Below are 5388 nucleotides of genomic sequence, written 5' to 3'. Positions count from 1 at the left end.
ACGGGGCAGCCGACCTCGTCGCCCGCCCGGATGGCCAGCTCCACGAACGCCGTCCCCGGAAGCAGCACCACACCCGAAACAGCGTGATCCGCCAGCCACGGATGCGATCGCACCGACAACCGGCTCGAGAACAACACGCCCTCGCCACCGGCCAGCCTCGTCGCCGCACCCAGCAACGGATGCCCCGGCGACCGCAGTCCGACGGCCGACACATCCCCCGAGGCCCCCAGCGGCACGTCCAGCCAGAACCGCTCACGCTGGAACGCATAAGTCGGCAACACCACCCGGCGGCCACCACGGCCGAAGCACTTGGACCAGTCCACGGCCACGCCTCGCACGAACAACGCCGCCGCGCTCGCCATGACCCGCCGGACCCCACCGTCGTCACGGCGCAGGGTCTCCGCTACCACGGACGGCACGTGCTCGTGGGTGTCGAGCACGTCCCGCACACTGGCGGTCAGCACCGGATGCGGGCTCACCTCGACGAAAACGCGGTGTCCCTGCTCGAACAGGGCGTCGATGGCCGGCGCGAACCCGACCTGGTGCCGCACGTTGCGGTACCAGTACTCCGCGTCCAGTTCGGTGCCGTCGAGCCATTCCTGGGTGACGGTGGACCACATCGGGACCTGCCCGGCGACGCCCCGGATCCCGGACAGTGCCTCCAGCAGCTCCTCCCGGATGGGCTCCACATGCGAGGTGTGGGAGGCGACGCCGGCCGGGACGAGGCGAGCGCGGACACCATTGGCGTCGCACCGCTCCCGCAGTTCCGCCAGCGCGTCCGAGTCGCCCCCGACCACGACCGAGGCCGGTCCGTTGATCGCGGCGATCTCGACGCGGCCTGCCCACGGCCGGATCCGCTCGCCGGCCTCCTCGGCCGACAGGCCCATCGACATGATCCCGCCCTGGCCGGTCATCGTCCGGGCCATGACGCGGCTGCGCAGCACGACGACACGCGCCGCGTCCTCGACCGGCAGCAGGCCCGCCACGCACGCCGCGACCACCTCGCCCTGGGAGTGCCCGACGACCGCGTCGGGCACGACACCCCACGACCGCCACACCTCCGCCAGTGCGAGGGAAACCGCGAAGAGCACCGGCTGCACCACCTCGAGCTGGTCCATTCCCGGTGCCCCCGGCGCGCCGCGCAGGACATCGGCCACCGACCAGCCCAGCAGCGGCTCCAGCGCGCGTTCGCACTCGGCGAAGCGTGCGGCGAACTCCGGTGAGGACTCCAGCAGTTCCAGGCCCATCCCCAGCCATTGCGCTCCCTGGCCGGGGAACACGAACACCCGCTTGCCCTCGACGTCGGCGGTGCCCGAGACCACGGCGGCGTCCGAGGCACCGTCGGCGAGCGCACGCAGCCCCGCCACGGTCTCGTCGCGGTCGCCGGCCACGACGACACCGCGGTCGGAGAGCATGGAACGCGTCGTCACCAGCGACCGGCCCACATCCGCCAGGTCGGCCGGGCCGTCGTCGACAAAGGACGCGATACGGGCAGCCTGACCACGCATACCCGCCGTGCCGCGGCCGGAGACGACCAGCGGCACCACACCGGACCGGGCGGCGAGTCCGGGCTCGGCGTCGGAACCGTCGTCGCCGGCCGCCTCGGGCTCGAACTCGGGAACCTGCTCGAGAATCAGGTGCGCGTTCGTCCCGCTCAACCCGAACGAGGACACCCCGGCGCGGCGGGGCCGGTCGGCCTCCGGCCACTCCCGGGGCTCGGTCAGCAGCCGCACCGCGCCGCTGGCCCAGTCCACCTTGGGAGTCGGCTCGTCCACGTGCAGAGTCTTCGGGAGCACCCCGTGGCGCATCGCCTCGACCATCTTGATCACGCCGGCGACGCCCGCGGCGGTCTGGGTGTGCCCGATGTTCGACTTCACCGAGCCCAGCCACAACGGCTGGTCCTGTTCCCGGCCCTGCCCGTACGTCGCGATGAGCGCGTCCGCCTCGATCGGGTCACCCAGCATCGTGCCGGTGCCGTGCGCTTCGACCACGTCGACGTCGGCCGCGGACACCCCCGCGGCCGACAGCGCCGCGCGGATCACCCGCTGCTGCGAGGGACCGTTCGGCGCGGTCAGCCCGTTGGACGCACCGTCCTGGTTGATCGCGGAACCCCGCACCACGCCGAGAACGCGGTGCCCCAGCGACCGCGCCACCGACAACCGCTCCAGCAGCACCAGGCCGACACCCTCGCTGAAGCTGGTGCCGTCGGCGGCGGCGGAGAAGGCCTTGCACCGGCCGTCGCGCGCCAGCCCGCGCTGCCGGCTGAAGTCGACGAACGCGCCCGGCAGCACCATCACCGCGACACCGCCCGCCAGCGCCATCGAGCACTCGCCACGGCGCAATGCTTGCACCGCAAGGTGAATCGCCACCAGCGACGACGAACACGCCGTGTCCACCGTCAGCGCCGGACCCTCGAAACCAAGCGAGTACGACACGCGCCCCGACGCCACGGCCCCGGCAGTGCCGGTCCCCATGTATCCGTGAGCCGCCTCAGGTACCTTGCCGAGGAATTCGGCGTACTCGTGGTAAAACAAGCCCGCGAAGACACCGACGTCGCTGCCCCGCAGCGAAACGGGGTCGATGTCCGCGTTCTCGAAGGTCTCCCACGAGGTCTCCAGCAACAACCGCTGCTGCGGGTCCATCGCCAGCGCCTCGCGCGGGCTGATCCCGAAGAAGGCCGCGTCGAAATCGGCCATGTCGTAGAGGAAGGCGCTTTCCCGCACGTACGACGTGCCAGCGCGATCCGGGTCGGGATCGCCCAGCGTGTCCAGGTCCCAGCCGCGGTTGTCCGGGAACTCGCCGACCGTGTCCACGCCGTCGGCCACGACTCGCCACAGATCGTCGGGGGACGCCACGCCACCCGGGTAGCGGCAGCCCATTCCCACGATCGCGATGGGCTCCGACTCGATCTCCCGCAGCCGCTTCTGGGTCCGGCGGGCATCCGCGACCACGCGCTTGAGGTAGTCGCGCAGCTTGTCGTCATTCGCCATGGCAGGAAAGCTCCTTAAGGAGTGGCTCGGTCGAGGCGGCGCGACTCGTCACGCGGTGCCGAACTCGTTGTCGATCAGCTCGAACATCTGGTCGTCGGTCGCCAGGTCGAAGTCGAGCTCTTCGTCGTTCTCGGTGGGCGCTTCGCCCGCGTTCTCCCACACCGCGGTGAGCGCGCGCATCCGCGCGACCACCTGCGTCCGCATCGCACGATCGGCGTCCGCGGCCCGATAGGCCGTCTCCAGCCGGGCGAGCTCCGCCAGGATCGACGGGTTCGCGCCGGCGCCGAGCGCGGGCAGCTCGGAGCGGAGGAACTCCGCCACCGCGGCCGGCGTGGGGTAGTCGAACACCAGTGCGGCGGGCAGGCGCAGCCCGGTGACCGCCTTCAGGCGGTTGCGCAACTCGACCGCCGTCAGCGAGTCGAACCCGACATCGCGGAAGGCCTGGCCGGAATCGATGCCGTCGGCAGGGGAAAGCCCGAGTACCACGCCCGCCTCGGTGCACACGAGGTCGACGAGCGCCCGCAGCTGGTCCTCTTCGGACAGTCCGGCCAGTCCGGCCAGCCGCTGAGCCAGCTGAGAAGCCGATCCGTCGTCCGTGCCGCCCACGCCGTCGTCATCGGTGCGCAGCGCCTTGCGCACCTCCGCCAGCTCACCGAGCAGCGGGCTGGGCCGCCGGGCGGTGAACCCTGGCGCGAAGCGCTCCCAGTCCATGTCGGTGACCACGACGTACGGCTCCTGCCGCGCGACGGCCTGCTCGAGCGCGAGCAGCGCGGGTTCGACGGGCATGGTGAGCAGACCGGTCCGGCGCAGCTGGTCCTCGACCTCCGCCGAATCGGACGACATGCCGCCGCCGCCCCAGGCGCCCCAGGCGATCGAAGTCGCCGTCAACCCGCGGGAACGTCGTTGCTCCGCAAGGGAATCGAGGTATGCGTTGGCGGCGGCGTACGCGCCCTGCCCGCCGCTACCCCACACCGCGGCGTTCGACGAGAACAACACGAACGCGTCCAGGGGACGGTCGGCGAGGAGCTCGTCCAGGTGCATCGCGCCCGCGACCTTGCCGGACAGCACCTCCTCGAACTCCGACAGCGTGGTGTCCTGCAGCGCTCCCGTGGTGGCCACCCCGGCGGCGTGCACGACGGCGGTCAGCGGCGCCTCCACCGGGACGCTGTCAAGCAGCTTCCGCAGGCTGTCGCGGTCCGCGACGTCGCATTCGGCGACGGTGACGCGGGCGCCCTTCGCCGTGAGTTCGTCGGCCAGCTCCCCGGCTCCGGGGGTGTTCATGCCGCGCCGGCCTGCCAGGAGCACGTGCTCGGCCCCCTTGCCCGCCAGCCACCGGGCGACCTGGGCGCCGACGCCGCTGACCCCGCCGGTCACCAGGACCGTGCCGCGGGGCTCCCACGTCTGCTCGGCGGGGGCGTCGGCCTGCGGGGCGGGCACGAGCCGCCGTGCCCGCACGCCGGAGGGCCGCAGCGCCAGCTGATCCTCGTCGCCGGCGCCGGCGAACACGCCCAGCACACGCCGGACCGCGTTCTCCTCCACGGCAGCGGGCAGGTCTACCAGCCCGGCCCAGCGCTCGGAGTGCTCCAGTGCCGCGACCCGGCCCAGTGCCCACAGCATCGCTTGCGCGGGATCGCTCGCCGGGTCGGCTTCGTCAGCCGACACTGCTCCGTGCGTGAGGAACCACAGCGGTGCTGCCAGCTCGGCGTCGCCCAGCGCCTGCACGAGCGTCACGGCAGCGGCGACACCGGCCGGCAGCAACGGGAGCTTCGGGTGCGCGTCCCGCGCCAGTGCGAGGAAGGACACCACCCCGCGCACGTCGCCGATCTCCGTGGCGATCTCCCGCAGGCGGTCCGCTACGAGGGCGCGGTCGGCGCCGGCCGGGTCCAGGGTCAGGCGGGTCACCCAGCAGCCCTGCGCGGTCAACCCGTCCGCGACCGCGGCGACGGATTCATCGTCCTGCGCGCTGTCGGGGACCACGACGATCCAGGTGCCCGCCAGTTCGCGCGGCTCGGGATCGGCGAGCGGTTTCCACTCGATACGATATCGCCATCGGTCCACATCGGACCGCAGGACGCGCTGCCGGTGCCAGGACGTCAAAGCCGGCGCCAGCACCCGCAGCGACGACTGCTGTTCGGACGACTCGAGGGACAGCAGCCCAACGAGTGCGTCGAAATCCTCGCGCTCCATCGCGGTCCAGAGTTCCGAGTCGGCACCGTTGCTGGCCCGTCCCGTGTCTTCGGCGTCCGTTTCCAGCTCTTCGAGCCAGTAGCGTTGGTGTTGGAAGGCGTAGGTGGGGAGTTTGGTGTGGTTGGTGGTGTGGTGGGTGGTCCAGGTGACGGGGATGCCGCGGACGTGTGCTTCGGCGAGGCTGGTCAGTAGCCGTCGGGTTCCGCCGTCG

2 protein-coding genes are annotated in these 5388 nt (G+C 71.9%); both read right to left on the bottom strand.

The genetic code is table 11. From position 1 onward, the window contains the following. The coding region (locus tag VJT49_RS33080; protein ID WP_324168921.1) for a type I polyketide synthase at positions 1-2990 on the bottom strand (2990 nt) is incomplete at its 3' end. A gap of 48 nt (positions 2991-3038) precedes the next feature. After that, the coding region (locus VJT49_RS33075) for a beta-ketoacyl reductase (RefSeq protein ID WP_324168920.1) at positions 3039-5388 on the bottom strand (2350 nt) is incomplete at its 5' end.

Source organism: Amycolatopsis sp. (assembly GCF_035276945.1).
Lineage (GTDB): Bacteria > Actinomycetota > Actinomycetes > Mycobacteriales > Pseudonocardiaceae > Amycolatopsis_E.
This window is presented reverse-complemented; position numbering and strand designations above follow the sequence as displayed.